Here is a 15,700-nt window from a genome sequence, read left to right as displayed (position 1 = left end):
ACAGGTGCTACTGGCGCTACTGGCGCTACTGGTATCGGAGTTACCGGACCTATTGGGCCTACTGGACCTAGCTTCCCTGTAGCAACAATTGTTGTAACAAACAACATTCAACAAACAGTACTACAATTTAATAACTTTATTTTCAGTACTGCAATTAACGTAAACAATATTATCTTTAATGGCACAGATACAGTTACAGTTATCAACGGTGGTATTTATGTAATTAGCGTATCTATTTCTACAACTGCGCCAGGATGCGCGCCTCTTGGAGTAGGAATTTCAATTAATGGAGCAGTCGCAACTGATAACTTCTCTTCAAATTTAATAGGCGACTCACTTTCATTTACTACAATCGAAACGTTAAGAGCTGGTGCAAACATTTCTGTCCAATCCACTCTTAACGAGATTACAATCCCTGCAACAGGAAACACTAACATTCGTCTAACTGTATTTAGAATTGCTTAAATTTCACTATTTATTATTTATGGCAAATAAAAAAAGAGCGAGAAATTCGCTCTTTTTTGTTATGTACAATAATTCATTACTATTCTAATTCAATTGAAACATTTTTTTGTGGTACAAATGTAGAGATTGCATGTTTATAAATAAGCTGTTGCTTACCTTCTGTTTCCAGTAGGACTGTAAAATTATCAAATCCTTTAATTAATCCACGAAGCTGGAAACCGTTTAATAAGTACAGCGTAACAAACGTATTCTCTTTACGGAGTTGATTTAAAAACTGATCTTGAATATTGATAGATTGCTTCATGTCGAATCCTCCTCTTTTTCTCTACTTACTATTATTCGACTTTAATTGTAATTTTCCTTCTATGTATCGTAAAATTTCTGACGTTTTTTCACCGTCTGTAACATCAAACCATGTGACATCCATCTTATTACGGAACCACGTTAATTGACGTTTTGCATAACGACGTGAATTTGTCTTTAATTGTGATACCGCTTCTTCTAAAGAGACTCGATCCTCAAAATAATCATATATCTCTTTATACCCAATCGCTTGAATAGATTGACAATCTCGTATCCCTCTATTATACAATCCTTCTACTTCTTCTAATAAACCTTGTTCCATCATCAAATCAACTCGTAAGTTAATGCGATCGTATAGCATTGCTCGATCCATTGTCAAGCCAATTAATGACACATCATACAGCAACTCTTTTTCTTGTTTCTCAATTTGTTCACTCATTTTTTCGCCCGTCGTGTGGAAAATTTCTAACGCCCGAATGACACGTCGTACATTATTTGCATGAATACGTTCCGCACTTTCTGGATCTACTTCTTGCAATTTTTCATGTACATATTCTACACCACGTTCTAAAGCTAACTTTTCCATTTGTTCTCGGTATATCACATCACCAGCATCATCTGTAAACTGATAATCGAATAAAACAGATTGTATATAAAGACCGGTTCCACCAACTATAATCGGTAATTTACCACGCTCTGTAATCTCTCGAATATGCTTACGAACACGTTCTTGAAATTCTGCGACGGAAAATGAATCTTCCGGATCTTTTATATCGACCATATAATGTGGAATTCCATCCATCTCTTCTTTCGTCACCTTTGCAGTTCCAATATCCATTGTGCGATAAATTTGCATGGAATCACCACTAATAACTTCACCGTTCAATGCTTTTGCAAGATCGATACTTAACTTCGTCTTCCCAACAGCCGTTGGCCCAATGATGACAGCAACTTTTTCACGTTGCACTTCTCCCATATCATTCAACTCTCTTTATGTAATGTACTCCATCTATTGATTATACCCAATCTTAACAATTTTAACGACATTATTGCAAGTTCTTTCAATTCGGTACATGAAATTTCATATAAAAAAAGAACATAGTTTGTCCAAATCTGCATATACATGATAAAAATCGTTCGGAGAGGATGCGTTAACTATGAAACAATCCACTATCAATTTTGCAGCATTAACAAATGACCTCATTTTGGCTACCGCTACAAAAGAACAAAATTGTTCACAAGAAGAATTATACTTCGCCTTAAATTGTTTACTACGTTCCTTTTATTCTACCCTTCAAGAGACAACCTTACATTCGGAAAATGCACATACAGAGTATATGCAAACTCAATTTTGCAGCGCATATAAAATTATTACAGGTAAAACAATTTATCCATTTCAATAATCATTTTTGAGACGAAAGTGTTCTATCACAAAATAATAAAAAGCGGTTGCTTACATATTTTCAAGCAACCGCTTTTTTCACATTAATAAAAGGTAAATTATTGTATAACTTTCACTTTTACAGATTTACGTCCCCAGCTATTAGCACTACCATCTGAACCAACTAGAACATCAATACGATTTCCTTTAATCGCACCACCAGTATCTCCAGCAATCGCTTCTCCGTATCCTTCTACCCATACTTTTGATCCAAGTGGAATTACTTTAGGATCAACAGCAATTACTTTCATATTTGGGTTCGCCGTTAAATCATGCCCCATTGCAGTTAGTACACGACCACCATACGAACCATTCTCACTCGGATTTGCTGTATAGGCTGTCGCTTCTACTGTTATTTCACGACCACCACCTGTAGGTGCACTAGTTTCAGTAGATTTTGCAACTGGTTTCGCAGCTGGCTTTGCTTTTCCTACAGGTTTACTTGATTCTACATTCTTAACAGATTCCTTACTCTTAACTGCTGTATTATTTTTAACCGGCGTATTTACTCTAGCCAGCGCTTCATCTTGCGTCACAACTTCTTTCTTTTCAATCACAGGTGCCGTTCCTGTTAAAAATGGCACGTGAACATATCCGACTTTTCCATTGTAATCGAATTGTAACCATTCATTTTGAACTTGATTTGTCGTTTCAATCACATCATCTTTATTCAGTTTACCAAGAACTTCAGAGCCAGTATTCGCTCCAGCACGAACATTTAATACGCTCGCCGTTACATAATATGTACTTTTTGTAAATTCAGCACTTACAAACGCTTCTTTACCATCCAACTTAATTTTCGTCCATCCATTTTCTGTATTTATCACATCTAATTTATTTCCACTCAACATTTTACCTACAAGCTTTGACTCTACAGTTGGGTTTTCTCTAACATTTAATACATCTGTTGTTACAATCGTTTCTGCTTTCGCAGAACCTGCAAAAATCCCAAGACCAAAAACTGCCGCCGTTGCTATACCTAATAATTTTTTCATGAATAGCCTCCATTTGCTTTGTTTTCGTATTTTTATTATAGCAACAGATTTTTAGGATTTTTAGAAATCACACAATTACAAACCATTCGTAATATACGATTAATGAGTTGTAACATAAATTTCCATATTAATAAATTCCATTTCCAATAGAATTCCCAATAGTTTTCATATATTTTCCACATACAAGCACCAGAATTTTTTTCCAAAAAAAATTACAGTATTACTTTTTTGTTACAAAAAATTCACATTTCATTACATCTTTTACCAAAATTCATCATTCTTCAATTATTAACCTACTTTTTTGTAATAAAAAAGAGCAGCTAATAGCAGCTACTCCCTTTTCATTTGTTATTTAATTTTTTTTCCAAATCCCCATCATAAGAGCTGAAACAACTGTCCCTATTAATATAGAGAAAATATATAGTAATGGTTTATTTACTAATGCGATAACAAACAATCCACCATGTGGTGCTGGTAATGTAATTTGGAATAACATAGATAATGCACCCGCAATACTTGAACCAACAACACAACTTACTATCACTCGAACCGGATCTGCTGCCGCAAATGGAATCGCACCTTCTGTGATGAACGATGCTCCCATAATATAATTTGTTAAACCAGATTTACGTTCCGCTTCTGTAAACTTTGATTTAAAGAATGTAGTTGCGAATGCAATCGCAAGTGGCGGTACCATACCACCGGCCATAACTGCTGAGTGAACACCAAAGTTCCCTGCTGAGATTGCAGCGATACCAAATGTAAATGCCGCTTTATTAATTGGCCCCCCCATATCGATTGCCATCATACCACCTAAAATTAAACCTAATAGTATAGCATTCGTACCACCTAAACTATTTAACCAACTCGTTAACATTTCGTTTAACGCAACTACAGGTGGATTAACTACTTTTAACATGATAACACCTGTAATTAATAACCCCAATACTGGATAAAGCAAGACTGGTTTAATCCCTTCTAACTGCGCTGGTAAACTAGAAAATAACTTTTTCAACCCAACAACAACATACCCCGCTAAGAAACCAGCGATTAATCCACCTAAAAAGCCAGCATTCGCTTGTGCCGCCAAAAATCCTCCAACAACACCAGGCATAAAACCAGGTCGATCAGCAATAGAACTTGCAATAAATCCAGCTAAAATTGGTACAAGGAATAAAAAGGCTCCTTTTTCTCCACCACCAATGGTCATTAACATTTCAGCAATAGGACCTTCCGCCTTAATTCCACCGAACATAAATGCTAATGCGATTAAAATCCCGCCACCAACAACGAATGGAAGCATATTACTTACACCGCTCATTAAATGCTTATAAATTTCTAATCCTTTTTCTTTCTCTGCACTTTCTGTCTTCCCATCTTCTTTTATTCCTTTAAAGATCGGTGCATCTTGTTTTACGGCTCGATTAAGAAGAGTTTCCGTTTTTCTAATCCCGTCAGCGACTGGCACTTGAATAACATGTTTCCCAGCAAAACGGTTCATTTCTACTTGTTTATCTGCCGCAACAATTATAGCCGTTGCGCGTTCAATATCCTCTTTTGTTAAACCGTTTTTTATACCTGTTGATCCGTTCGTTTCAACTTTAATCGCTATTCCTAGCTCTGCTGCTTTTGCTTTTAAGCTATCCGCAGCCATATATGTGTGAGCGATTCCAGTCGGGCAAGCCGTAACAGCTAATACGTATGGTTCATTTCCTTCTGGTTTTGCAACCTCAATGTCAGCTTCTTCTTTTTCATTTTCTTTTTCATCAAATAAACGAAGAAGTTCCTCTTCATCCTTTGCTTCTAATAATTGCTTACGAAACCCTTCATCCATTAATAGTGTAGATAGACGTGATAACGTTTCTAAATGAGTATTATTCGCCCCTTCACTCGCAGCAATCATAAAGAATAAATGCGCAGGCTGTCCGTCAAGCGATTCATAGTTGATACCGCTTACACTTCTACCGAAACAAATAGCTGGTTGCTTAACAGCTTTTGTTTTCGCATGAGGTATCGCAATCCCTTCACCAATGCCTGTTGTACTTTGTGACTCCCGCTTTAAAATAGCTTCTTTAAATTCGGCTTTACTATTTAAACGATTTGCCCCGTTTAATTTTTCAACTAATTCATCTATGACAGCTTCTTTATTTGAAGCTGTCAAATTCATAATGACTGTATCCCTTTTTAATAGTTTTGTAATTTTCATATGTTGCTTCCCCCTATCGCTTAGTTACAATTACTTGCGACAATAATTCTTCTACTTTTTCCTTTTCACATAAATCAGCTGAAAATGCTGTTGCACTCCCTGTTGCAACACCATATTGAAATGCCTTTTCAATATCTTTCGTCTGTTCATATTTACCTACAAACCCTGCAACGAGAGAATCTCCAGCCCCAACCGAATTAATTACAACACCTTTTGGAACAGTCGCTTCATATATTCCGTCTGCCGTAAATAATATAGCTCCCTCGCCCGCCATTGATACGATAACGTGCTCTACACCTTGTTCGATTAATTTTCTTCCATGCGGTAAAATAGATTCTACTGTTGAAATCTCTACTCCGAATAACTCACCAAGTTCATGATGATTAGGCTTTATTAAAAACGGCTTATTTTTAATTCCATGCTGCAGTGCACTTCCGCTTGCATCTACTACTACGCGAATACCTTTTTCAGCCCCAAACGCTGCGATTGATTCATAAAAAGTTGTTGGGATAGATGCCGGTACACTTCCAGCTAGTACAACACAATCTCCCTTCTTCATACTTTCGATTTGTTTCATTAATTGTTCAAATTGTTCATTTGTCACGCTAGGCCCTTGCCCATTTAATTCTGTTTCTTCCTGCCCTTTTATTTTCACATTAATTCGAGAATCTCCATCTACTTGGACGAAGTTTGTTGTTACACCTTCCGCCTGTAATACATCTTTAATAAATCGACCGGTAAATCCACCAGTAAATCCAAGCGCTATATTTTCAACACCTAAACGCTGGAGAACGCGAGAAACATTAATCCCTTTCCCTCCAGGAAACTTCATATCTTTCTCTGCTCGATTTACTGCGCCTAAATCTAAGGAATTAACTTGTACTACATAATCAATAGATGGGTTTAAAGTAACGGTATAGATCATTGTTTATCAGCCTCAATTACATTGGTTTGTCTTTTATATTTTTCTAAATCAATTTCTAAATGGTTTGTAATAATATTTGCCTCTTCAACATTGGCAATTTTCGCAAACGCAACTTCCGAAAACTTACTTTCATCAATTAAGAAATATCCTTCGTTCGCTAACGTTAATGCCATTTGTTTCAAAAGTGCCTCTTCTGGATCTGGCGTTGTAAAACCAAGCTGTTCATGTACACCATTCGCTCCTAAAAAACATTTATCAAAACGGTACTTCTGCATACTTTCCTGGGCCATTGCACCAATTAAAGCTTTCGTCCTACTCTTCATCATTCCGCCTAGTAAATATGCACGAATATTATTTTCAACTAAAGCTTCAATATGCATAAGTCCATTTGTAACGACAGTAACATCTTTATCTATTAAAAATGGAATCATTTCAAATGTTGTACTTCCTGCGTCTAAATAAATGCAATCTCCTTGTTCAACCAGGTTAGCTGCATACTTCGCAATTTGTTGTTTTATTTGAATGTTTTTGGATGATTTTTCAACCATCGTTGGCTCCTGTCCTTTTCCTGTTAAAACAGCCGCACCACCATGAACTCTTTTTAATAACCTTTGTTTTTCCAATTGTGCTAAATCACGACGAATTGTCGACTCAGAGCTTTCTGTTCTTTCCACTAATTGTTGTAATTTTACAACCTTCTGTTCTTTGACAAGTTGCAATATCATTTGATGACGTTCAGGAGTTAACATTTTATTCACCTCTTCTTTGATTACAGTATAATGAAAACGATCACAAAAATCAACCACAAACGTTCATAAATAACCAAATTCGGTCACTAACGTTTATAAACAACAAAAAAGAAACCCATTTGATCTAATAATCAAATGGGTTTCTTTACTTGATTCACTTATAAAGAAGCTTTATATATACTTAAAACATCGTCGTTATTTAATTTTTTAAAGTTACCAAATTCACCATAAGCCATCGCTTTATCCGCCATTAAGTTAATCTCATTTTCCCCAATACCGTAATCAGCTAAAGTTACTGGCGCTTCAATTGAAGTCCAAAATTGACGTAACGCCTCAATTCCTTCTAACGCCACCTCTTTATCTGTTTTACCGTCTGTTTCTATATTAAACACACGAATAGCGAACTGTTTAAAACGACTTATATTTTCATCTACAACATGCTTCATCCAGTTTGGGAATAAAATCGCAAGGCCACCCCCGTGCGGTATATCATGAACAGCAGAAACTGCGTGCTCAATATTATGGGTTGCCCAATCTCCTTTTACTCCCATCGCTAAAATACCGTTTAACGCCATCGTGCCGCAATATAAAATGGTTTCTCTATGCTCATAATTTTCTAAATCACTTAAAAGCTTTGGAGCAGTTTCTATTACTGTTTTTAAAATAGATTCACAATAACGATCTTGTAATTCTGTATTTGTTCCATGATGGAAATATTGCTCTAATACGTGTGACATAATATCTACCATACCGTAAATCGTTTGATCTCTCGGTACAGATGCAGTATGGGCCGGATCTAAAATGGAAAACTGCGGGAAAGTAACTGGACTACCCCAGCCATATTTTTCATTCGTTTCCCAGTTTGTAATTACAGAACCAGCATTCATTTCAGAACCTGTCGCTGCAAGAGTGAGTACAGTACCAAACGGTAACGCCTCACTAGCAAATACTTTTTTTGTTACAATATCCCATACATCACCATCATATTTACTACCAGCAGCAATCGCTTTTGTACAGTCGATTACACTTCCTCCACCAACTGCTAAAATAAATTCGACTCCATTGTCTTTACAAATTTGAATCCCTTTCTTTACTGTCGATAAACGAGGATTCGGTTCAACACCTGTCAACTCAAATACTTCCGCATTTATATCCTTTAAAATAGAAATTACATTATCATAAATACCATTTCTTTTAATGCTGCCTCCTCCATATACGAGAAGAACCTTTTTACCGAATTGTGGAATCTCAGTTTTTAACTGTTCTAATTGACCTTTACCGAAAATAAGTTTCGTTGGATTGCGAAATACAAAATTTTGCATATTCCTTTACCATCCCTTCTATATGAAAAGCAACTATACTTTTGTATACCATACTTTTTTCATTTCACAAAAATATTTGCTTAATAAAAAAATCCCAGCCTTAAAGGCTGAGATTTTTTTATTGATAATAAGGTGAGATCATTAAGTAAACAATAACACCAGATAAACTTACATATAACCAAATTGGCATCGTCCAACGTACAATTTTACGGTGACGTGTTAATTGATTCGTAAAACCAAATACAAGTGCAAACAATGCAAGTGGTACAATAATTGCTGCAAGGATAATATGTGTAATTAAAATGATGAAATACACATATTTAATGAATCCTTCTCCGCCAAAATGTGTTGCTGGCGCCAAGTAATGATACGATAAATAAGAAACACAAAATAGCAACGTCGTTGTAAATGCTGCGAGGATGAAACCACGATGCATTTTTACATTCTTTTTAATAATAGAAAATAATGCTGCTAATAAGAATACGAACGTAAAGCTATTAAAAATCGCATTTAACATTGGTAAAATTGTTACATCAAAATGTACTTCTCCTTCATAACCAACAGGTCCAAAGAATAAAAATAAAATAATCGCATTTACAATTACAGAAAGCGTTATCACAATAGGAGCATAGCTTTTCTGATTTGTTGATTGATCCACCAAAATGGTCACTCCCTCTTCCTTCAAATATGTATACGTAACCTCACTATTTTAACATATTATTCACAGTGTAAATGTGACAATAGTTTGACACAGCAAGACAAGACAAAGAAAAAAATCCTTCTTAATAAAACTTCTTAAGAAGGATTTTATCGCTTTATTATTTAAATAGCAATGTAATTAGTTTTTGTTAAAAAACGTGCTGCTATATGCTTGAAAAATTTCAGACACTTGATATCCCATTAATGAAATTGCTGTTAATGAAAAGAAACCAATCATAAGAAATCGAAACCACATATAAATCTCCTCCTTGTATTTAGCTTAAAAAGCATTCGCTATATTACAAGTTGAGTGGCACTCTTCATCATCACTTTCTTTTTTCTTTACAATCGCTGTTATAAATCGAATCATAAAGAAGATAACAAAAGGAATTTGTTCGTAATTTATATTGGCATAGTGTAGCAACGGCTCGCGTTGCAAATCGAACGGAGATGAGAAGGAATAGAACATACCTTGCTCTTCCACATATACGATTACAATTTTCATGCAAAATACTATTCCTAGAAACGAAACAATATCTTGCCATTCTGTCGTATATAACAGGTTATATAGCTCTAATACGTACTCTTCCATCATCATCCCCCCTTCCTTTTTTACCATTTTGCTCGCCTTCGTATAAAAAGTCAAGAAAAAAGTTTATAACCACTATGACAATAGTAATTACCCTTTTCTTTATTTGTATATGAATCTTTTCTAGCAATGATTGGATGTAGCATTTCTTAGAAAACAAGAAATTAGAATCGAATAGATTCCTCATTCTTACTTTTAGTATTCAACACCGTACTATTTTTATTTCTATTAAAAATAAAATAAGAAATTATTATAAGAACCGTAACAAACATCGTCAAAAGTGCTTGTGAACGTAAAGATTCAATTGCAAGCATCGCAACTAAAACTGCTATAATAGCTGCAATTGTAACATACGTCACATACGGGAAAAACCACATTTTCACTTTCAAATTTTGTTGTTCTACCCTTCCCATTTTTTTACGAATCTTTAAATGTGAAACAGCTATAACGAGATAAACGAGCAACGCAATCCCGCCAGATGCATTCACTAAAAATAAAAAGACTTTATCTGGAGATATATAACTAAAAACAACTCCAATATAAGCGAAGAACGTTCCGAATAAAACTGCCCGAACTGGAACACCACTACTGTTCAATTTCAAAAACGCCTTTGGAGCATCTCCTCTTTCTGCCATCGAAAAAAGCATTCTTGAGTTTGTATATAAACCCGAATTCAAACATGAAAGTACAGCTGTTAAAACGATAAAATTCATAATTTGTGCTGCCGCTGGTATTCCTATATGTTCCAGTACCGCTACAAACGGACTTTTTAGTATGTTCGCTGAATTCCATGGAAGAAGTGTAACAACTACAGCGATAGATCCAATGAAAAATACGAGAATACGCCAAATTACACTATTTGTTGCTGTTTTTACTGCTTTTACAGGTTCAGCAGACTCTCCAGCAGCTACTGCAACAATCTCAGATCCCATAAATGAAAATATTACGACAGTAATTCCAAGTAGCACCGAACTTATACCGTTTGGCATAAATCCTCCTTGTCCTACTAAATTGGAAGTGCCAGGTGCTTCCGTTCCTGGTACAAATCCTAAAATAACAGCTAGTCCAAGACAAAGGAACAAAACAATACTTATTACTTTAATAAAAGAAAACCAATATTCAAACTCTCCAAATGATTTCACTGAAAAAACATTCGTCAATGTTAATAAAATCGTTAATATTAGGCTTAATAACCAAAGCGGGATTTCTGGAATCCAGTATTGAATAATACCAGCACCTGCTGTGGCTTCTATCGCAATAACAATTACCCAGAAAAACCAATATAGCCACCCAATTGTATAACCCGCCCATGGACCAATCGCTTCTCTTGCATATGTTGCAAATGACCCACTTGTCGGGTTAATAGCTGCCATTTCCCCAAGCATTCTCATAACGAAAATAACTAGAAGTCCTGCTAATGCATATGAAACGATAGAACCTGGTCCGGCTGAATGTACAACCGCCCCACTTCCAACAAACAAACCAGCTCCTATTACGCCACCAATTGAAATCATTGTAATATGGCGTATTTTGAGGTCTTTCTTAAGATTTTTTTCCAACTCTTGTACATCCCCTTCCAAACATAATTTTGAAATTTATGTAAGAGTATTATGCGAAAAACCTTGTTCTATACTTTAAAATATATCAAAATATTCTGAATTTAACAATTGTAAGCAAGCTCCTACAGAAATTATTACATTAAGTTTAATAATTTTCCATATACAATTATTGAGAAAATTATAGTCACCTTACAAAAAAAATTTTCAGATATCATTAAATAAACAAGATTATACATCTAGACAACTTTTGTATAGGAGTGTTGATATGTTAAACAAGTTCAAATTCATTTGTTGTACGTTAGTAATTTTTTTACTGCTACCACTAGCCCCCTTTCAAGCACAAGCAGCAAACAATTTAGGATCAAAACTACTCGTTGAGTACTGACATAACTTTGATAACGGTACTGGCATTATTAAATTAAGAGACGTTTCACCAAAATGGGATGTAATCAATGTATCATTCGGGGAAACTGGTGGTGATCGTTCTACTGTTGAATTTTCTCCTGTGTATGGTTCAGATGCAGAATTCAAATCAGATATTTCTTATTTAAAAAGTAAAGGAAAGAAAGTAGTTCTTTCAATAGGTGGACAGAATGGGGTCGTTTTACTTCCTGACAATGCCGCTAAGCAACGTTTCATTAATTCCATACAATCTCTAATCGATAAATACGGTTTTGATGGAATAGATATTGACCTTGAATCAGGTATTTACTTAAACGGTAATGACACTAATTTCCAAAAACCAACTACTCCTCAAATCGTACATCTTATTTCGGCTATTCAAACAATCTCAGATCATTATGGTCCCGACTTTCTATTAAGCATGGCTCCTGAAACAGCTTATGTTCAAGGCGGTTATAGCGCATACGGAAGCATCTGGGGTGCATATTTACCGATTATTTACGGAGTGAAAGACAAACTAACATACATTCACGTTCAACACTACAACGCTGGCAGTGGCATTGGAATGGACGGTAATAACTACAATCAAGGTACTGCAGACTATGAGGTCGCTATGGCAGATATGCTCTTACATGGTTTTCCTGTATCCTATAATGCAAATAACATGTTCCCAGCTCTTCGTTCGGATCAAGTAATGATTGGACTTCCTGCAGCACCAGCGGCCGCTCCAAGTGGTGGGTATATTTCTCCAACTGAAATGAAAAAAGCTTTAGATTATATCATTAAGGGAATTCCTTTCGGAGGAAAGTATAAACTTTCAAATCAGAGTGGCTATCCTGCATTCCGCGGTCTAATGTCTTGGTCTATTAATTGGGATGCAAAAAACAACTTTGAATTCTCTAGTAACTATAGAACATATTTCGATGCTATTCCTTTGCAAAAATAATAAAAAACAACAATAGGTTTTATATGACCTATTGTTGTTTTTTATTTATGTAAATTACTTTTTCACTTCTACATGATGAAGAGATTCTTTTCCATCTCTTACATAACTACTTACAAGACCTAAAAGTAATTTACCACCAATTAACATCGCTCGTTCATCAAAATCAAATTGAGAATGATGATGTGGAATTGAATACATTAGTTACTATTTTGCTTCAATACAAATACTGAAAGTTCAGGTACACTCCAAAATCTAACAGGCATTCGAGTTGTCCCAATACCACGATTTACGTATAAATGTAATGGCTTATTCTTTCCTTCTAATTCATACATACCTTCAACATGACTCTCAGCTAGTTTTGTCGTAATTAATGGGCCTATAAAAGGAATTTGAACTTGTCCTCCATGACTATGGCCTGACATTTGAAAATCAACTGGGTAACGTGCTACTTTGTCTACAACATCTGGCTCATGTACTAATAGCATATTGAAATCTTGTTGCCTTACATGTTTTAAAGTTGAGTCTATTTGTGGCTTCCCTAATAAAAAATCATCCAAACCTGATATTGTAATATACTTGCCGTTTTCCGCTTTAATTTTCTGCACTTCATTGACTAACACTGCGAAACCAGCTTCCTCCATATATTTTTTATAAAATAAACTACCTCCCCCGCCTCTATCATGATTCCCAAACACTGCATATTTCCCTAAGGGCGCATGTATTTTTTGTAAAATCCTTTTCGCTTCTTCTCTTTCGGCTTTGTACGATCCAAACTTATCTATTAAATCCCCTGTGAAAACTACTACATCTGGACTTAATGCATTCATCTTCTCCACCAAATTTTCTAATTGTTTCAGTGTGAATTCTGGTCCTAAATGTACATCTGAGAACTGCAATATTTTTTTATTATGAAACTCTTTAGGAATTGTAGAAGCTTCTATTTCATTCCACGTAACTGTTACTAGTTTTCGTTCTATTTCTGTCGCATAGAAATACAAACTTATAGAAATCATTACTATACTTACGAAACTGATTATAGATATCTTGACGATTGATTTTTTTTGTTCTTCTTTTACGTGATGCGTATTCATGTTCTCACCTCTAGAAGTACTTTAAAACCTTATTGTTACATTAATGTGACAACACGAACAATGTTAGTTATATTCAATTCCATCCCTGCTCACTTTGACAAATTTATACAGAAGTCATAACATATTTTTATAATACATAGATTCTTAAAAATGTTCCATTTATTTTTTATCATTTTATTAAGGAGAGATTATTCATGTCTGTATTTACACCAGAAGAAATTACGGAACTTGCTGCTAATTCCGGAAGAAAAAAGGCTCATTTATCATTACTCCCTATGCTAATTCTCGGTTTTTTTGGCGGTGCTTTCATAGCATTAGGGTATTTACTCGATATTCATGTTATTGGAACAATGCCAAAGGCTTGGGGATCATTTACTAGTTTTCTAGGTGCCGCTGTATTCCCTATCGGTCTTATACTCGTTATTCTTGCAGGCGGTGAGTTAGTAACTGGCAATATGATGACCGTTTCAATGGCGTGGCTTCATAAAAAAATAGACTTATTTCACTTCATTCGAAATTTAGTTATTGTTACGTTTAGCAACTTCATAGGTGCTGTATTCGTTGCTTATTTTTTCGGTCATATCGTCGGATTAACAGAGGGAGCTTTTTTAGCGAAAACGGTTTCTATTGCGCAAGCTAAACTACAAGATACACCACTACAAGCTTTCATTTCTGCAATCGGATGTAATTGGCTCGTTTGTTTAGCTGTTTGGCTCAGTATGGGAAGTAAAGAATTTATCGGAAAGATTATCGGCATTTGGTTCCCAGTTATGACTTTTGTTGCAATTGGATTTCAACACGTTGTAGCCAATATGTTTGTCGTCCCAGCTGCAATTTTTGCTGGTCATTTAACATGGATTGAATATTTTCCAAACTTCATTTTTGTTTTCTTCGGAAACTTAGTAGGAGGTATGTTATTTGTGGCATTACCTTATTTCATATCTTATAAAAAGAAGATGCCTTCCAAAGAAGAACAAACCGCATTAAAGAAAAAATCTGTATCCGCTTAAATTGAACAACTATACAGCAATCCTGAAAAATATTACAAATTTCATTTTTTTTGTGAATATATCTGCGTACACTTGTTCTTAGATGTTTTATACGTTATAATAACAACTTAAATAGCATTATTTACATATGAGGTGAAAAACATGAACAAAACTGAATTAATTAAAAACGTAGCACAAAATGCTGAGATTTCTCAAAAAGAAGCTACTGTAGTTGTACAAACTGTAGTAGAATCAATCACTAACACTTTAGCTGCTGGTGAAAAAGTACAACTTATCGGATTCGGTACATTCGAAGTTCGCGAAAGAGCTGCTCGTACAGGCCGTAACCCACAAACTGGTGAAGAAATGCAAATCGCAGCTTCTAAAGTACCTGCTTTCAAAGCTGGTAAAGAACTAAAAGAAGCTGTAAAATAATGAAAAATAGCCTTCTCGTTTACGAGAGGGCTATTTTTTTCATTATATAATTAATAAAAATCTGACCATTATGCTGTTTCCTTTGTTCCTTTATGCAAATAAAACCTTTACTTTCAAAGAAAGGTTTTGCTGTAATACTCGCCTCTGTATAGATCTCCCTATGCCCTAGGTTCACTGCTTCTTTTTCTAACTTCTGTATTATGTATGAAGCTATGCTTTTCCCTTGATAATCTTTATGTGTAAATAAACGATCTACGTAATGATCCTCATTATAATCTCCAAATCCGACTATCACACCGTTATGATCCGCTACATAACTAATGTTCTTCTCTAAAGATTTTAACCAGCCTTCTCTATTTAGTCGATCTGGTGCCCACGCCTGTAGCTGTAACACGTTATAATCTTTTGCATTAATTGTATGAACTGTTTCATAGAACAGCTGTAATACTTGTTCTAAATCCTCTTTACGGAATGTTCTAATGACCGTATCTTTTAACATATATGAACCCCCTTACTAAACTATCATTTAACTTTTCTACCATCTACGACTCAACATTTCTGCTTTATTATATCTTTTTTCTTTC

General features: G+C 35.2%; 17 protein-coding genes and 1 pseudogene. 5 read left to right on the top strand and 13 right to left on the bottom strand.

Going from position 1 to position 15,700, the window contains the following annotated elements; genetic code table 11:
* On the top strand, window positions 1–465 hold a 465-nt coding region (locus DN410_RS18780; RefSeq protein ID WP_149177586.1), incomplete at its 5' end, for a Gly-Xaa-Xaa repeat protein.
* A gap of 79 nt (window positions 466–544) precedes the next feature.
* Here the strand turns inward: DN410_RS18780 and hfq are convergent.
* The gene (gene hfq, locus DN410_RS18775; RefSeq protein WP_000813896.1) at window positions 545–769 is read right to left on the bottom strand and encodes an RNA chaperone Hfq; all 225 of its coding nucleotides are present in this window, start codon (window positions 767–769) and stop codon (window positions 545–547) included.
* A gap of 21 nt (window positions 770–790) precedes the next feature.
* Window positions 791–1,744: a tRNA (adenosine(37)-N6)-dimethylallyltransferase MiaA gene (miaA, locus tag DN410_RS18770; RefSeq protein ID WP_149177585.1), complete on the bottom strand. Its 954-nt coding sequence runs from the start codon at window positions 1,742–1,744 to the stop codon at window positions 791–793.
* A gap of 181 nt (window positions 1,745–1,925) precedes the next feature.
* On the opposite strand from miaA, the gene DN410_RS18765 reads away from it, so the two are divergent.
* Window positions 1,926–2,171, top strand: a complete 246-nt coding sequence (locus DN410_RS18765) for a hypothetical protein (protein WP_149177584.1) — start codon at window positions 1,926–1,928, stop codon at window positions 2,169–2,171.
* A gap of 97 nt (window positions 2,172–2,268) precedes the next feature.
* Here the strand turns inward: DN410_RS18765 and entD are convergent, their stop codons facing one another.
* From entD to gabP, 8 genes are all read right to left on the bottom strand, one after another.
* A complete protein-coding gene (entD, locus tag DN410_RS18760; RefSeq protein WP_149177583.1) occupies window positions 2,269–3,204 on the bottom strand; it encodes a cell wall-binding protein EntD in 936 nt (311 codons plus the stop codon).
* Between the two features lie 352 nt (window positions 3,205–3,556).
* Window positions 3,557–5,410 (bottom strand): PTS fructose transporter subunit IIABC, encoded by a 1,854-nt coding sequence (locus tag DN410_RS18755; protein WP_149177582.1) that lies wholly within the window; start codon window positions 5,408–5,410, stop codon window positions 3,557–3,559.
* A 13-nt stretch (window positions 5,411–5,423) separates the two neighbouring features.
* On the bottom strand, window positions 5,424–6,335 hold the full coding sequence (gene pfkB / locus DN410_RS18750) for a 1-phosphofructokinase (protein ID WP_149177581.1): 912 nt from the start codon (window positions 6,333–6,335) through the stop codon (window positions 5,424–5,426).
* Window positions 6,332–7,084, bottom strand: coding sequence for a DeoR/GlpR family DNA-binding transcription regulator (locus tag DN410_RS18745; protein WP_149177580.1), 753 nt, complete (start codon window positions 7,082–7,084; stop codon window positions 6,332–6,334). Before DN410_RS18745 ends, pfkB begins: the two co-directional genes overlap by 4 nt.
* Window positions 7,085–7,242: 158 nt before the next feature.
* Entirely contained in the window at window positions 7,243–8,406 is a 1,164-nt protein-coding gene (locus DN410_RS18740) for an iron-containing alcohol dehydrogenase (RefSeq protein ID WP_149177579.1), read from the bottom strand.
* Between the two features lie 118 nt (window positions 8,407–8,524).
* Window positions 8,525–9,067: a DUF420 domain-containing protein gene (locus DN410_RS18735; RefSeq protein ID WP_000228315.1), complete on the bottom strand. Its 543-nt coding sequence runs from the start codon at window positions 9,065–9,067 to the stop codon at window positions 8,525–8,527.
* A 318-nt stretch (window positions 9,068–9,385) separates the two neighbouring features.
* Window positions 9,386–9,724 carry a hypothetical protein gene (locus DN410_RS18730; RefSeq protein WP_002019036.1) on the bottom strand — a complete coding sequence of 113 codons (339 nt, stop codon included), beginning with the start codon at window positions 9,722–9,724 and terminating at the stop codon, window positions 9,386–9,388.
* 134 nt (window positions 9,725–9,858) lie between these two features.
* On the bottom strand, window positions 9,859–11,253 hold the full coding sequence (gabP, locus tag DN410_RS18725) for a GABA permease (RefSeq protein WP_149177578.1): 1,395 nt from the start codon (window positions 11,251–11,253) through the stop codon (window positions 9,859–9,861).
* A gap of 265 nt (window positions 11,254–11,518) precedes the next feature.
* Between gabP and DN410_RS18715 the strand changes: the two are divergent.
* Window positions 11,519–12,601: pseudogene (locus DN410_RS18715) on the top strand (chitinase).
* A gap of 54 nt (window positions 12,602–12,655) precedes the next feature.
* Here the strand turns inward: DN410_RS18715 and DN410_RS18710 are convergent.
* Together DN410_RS18710 and DN410_RS18705 are read right to left on the bottom strand one after the other, a co-directional pair.
* Window positions 12,656–12,799: an amidohydrolase gene (locus DN410_RS18710; RefSeq protein ID WP_149177577.1), complete on the bottom strand. Its 144-nt coding sequence runs from the start codon at window positions 12,797–12,799 to the stop codon at window positions 12,656–12,658.
* Window positions 12,799–13,692, bottom strand: coding sequence for a metallophosphoesterase (locus DN410_RS18705; protein ID WP_149177576.1), 894 nt, complete (start codon window positions 13,690–13,692; stop codon window positions 12,799–12,801). Before DN410_RS18705 ends, DN410_RS18710 begins: the two co-directional genes overlap by 1 nt.
* A 194-nt stretch (window positions 13,693–13,886) precedes the next feature.
* Between DN410_RS18705 and DN410_RS18700 the strand changes: the two genes are divergently transcribed.
* Entirely contained in the window at window positions 13,887–14,702 is an 816-nt protein-coding gene (locus DN410_RS18700) for a formate/nitrite transporter family protein (RefSeq protein ID WP_149177575.1), read from the top strand.
* 141 nt (window positions 14,703–14,843) lie between these two features.
* Entirely contained in the window at window positions 14,844–15,116 is a 273-nt protein-coding gene (locus tag DN410_RS18695) for an HU family DNA-binding protein (protein ID WP_001043904.1), read from the top strand.
* Window positions 15,117–15,135: 19 nt separating this feature from the next.
* Here DN410_RS18695 and DN410_RS18690 read toward each other — a convergent pair whose 3' ends face one another.
* Window positions 15,136–15,615 carry a GNAT family N-acetyltransferase gene (locus tag DN410_RS18690; protein ID WP_149177574.1) on the bottom strand — a complete coding sequence of 160 codons (480 nt, stop codon included), beginning with the start codon at window positions 15,613–15,615 and terminating at the stop codon, window positions 15,136–15,138.
* Between the last annotated feature and the right edge of the window lie 85 nt (window positions 15,616–15,700).

It is taken from the genome of Bacillus sp. SH5-2, from assembly GCF_008368905.1.
Taxonomy (GTDB): Bacteria; Bacillota; Bacilli; order Bacillales; family Bacillaceae_G; genus Bacillus_A; species Bacillus_A luti.
This window is presented reverse-complemented; position numbering and strand designations above follow the sequence as displayed.